Raw genomic sequence first — 1,094 nt, 5'->3', positions numbered from 1 at the left:
AGTATTTAGCCTTGGAGGATGGTCCCCCCATCTTCAGACAGGATATCACGTGTCCCGCCCTACTCTTCGAACTCACAGCAAGTGTATCTTCGTGTACGGGAGTATCACCCTGTACCCTGCGACTTTCCAGACGCTTCCACTGACACACAAACTGATGATGGTTCCGGGCTGTTCCCCGTTCGCTCGCCGCTACTGGGGGAATCTCGGTTGATTTCTTTTCCTCTGGGTACTTAGATGTTTCAGTTCCCCAGGTTCGCCTTGCAGCACTATGTATTCATGCTGCAATGATGCACAAGTGCACCGGGTTTCCCCATTCGGGTATCGTCGGCTGTAACGGTTCATATCACCTTACCGACGCTTATCGCAGATTAGCACGCCCTTCATCGCCTCTGACTGCCAGGGCATCCACCGTGTACGCTTAGTCACTTAACCTCACAACCCACAAGCGTCCCGAAAGACACGTTGCTGTTGCAGGCATTGAGAGACTCGACCACATCGCTCCGTTCATTCTTATTACGGAGAATGAACGCGACGCGTCGTTTCAATTTTCAGCTTGTTCCGGATTGTTAAAGAGCAAATATCTCAAACGTGACTCGTAAGCCAGTTTTGAGATAGTGTTGTAAACTGCATGGTGGAGCTAAGCGGGATCGAACCGCTGACCTCCTGCGTGCAAGGCAGGCGCTCTCCCAGCTGAGCTATAGCCCCATACAGTTACTGCAGAGACCATCTACCACTCCACCAGGTCACGTTTTTCCTTCCGGAAAACCGCGGGCACATCTTTCTGTCGAAAAATGTAATTTCTTCTCAGGCAAGGCATGCGAGAGGGAAGTTTACTTCTGTAAACGACCGCGCGCATAACGCCGCATGAGATGAAATTTGGTAGGCCTGAGTGGACTTGAACCACCGACCTCACCCTTATCAGGGGTGCGCTCTAACCACCTGAGCTACAAGCCTGTAGAGGTTTTTTCTGCTCGTTACTTTTCTATCAGACAATCTGTGTGAGCACTTCGCGGGAAAGTATCTTCAGGTAAGGAGGTGATCCAACCGCAGGTTCCCCTACGGTTACCTTGTTACGACTTCACCCCAGTCATGAA

2 tRNA genes and 2 rRNA genes are annotated in these 1,094 nt (G+C 51.1%); all 4 read right to left on the bottom strand.

Features of this window, described 5'->3' with window-relative positions:
* Window positions 1-432 (bottom strand): 23S ribosomal RNA (locus KUE00_RS21760); the annotation flags it as partial.
* Window positions 433-629: 197 nt separating this feature from the next.
* Window positions 630-705, bottom strand: a tRNA-Ala gene (locus KUE00_RS21755).
* A 172-nt stretch (window positions 706-877) separates the two neighbouring features.
* Window positions 878-954: transfer RNA gene (locus tag KUE00_RS21750), tRNA-Ile, on the bottom strand.
* A 74-nt stretch (window positions 955-1,028) separates the two neighbouring features.
* A 16S ribosomal RNA gene (locus KUE00_RS21745) occupies window positions 1,029-1,094 on the bottom strand; the annotation flags it as partial.

It is taken from the genome of Erwinia phyllosphaerae (assembly GCF_019132875.1).
In the GTDB taxonomy this organism is placed as follows: Bacteria; Pseudomonadota; Gammaproteobacteria; order Enterobacterales; family Enterobacteriaceae; genus Erwinia; species Erwinia phyllosphaerae.
This window is presented reverse-complemented; position numbering and strand designations above follow the sequence as displayed.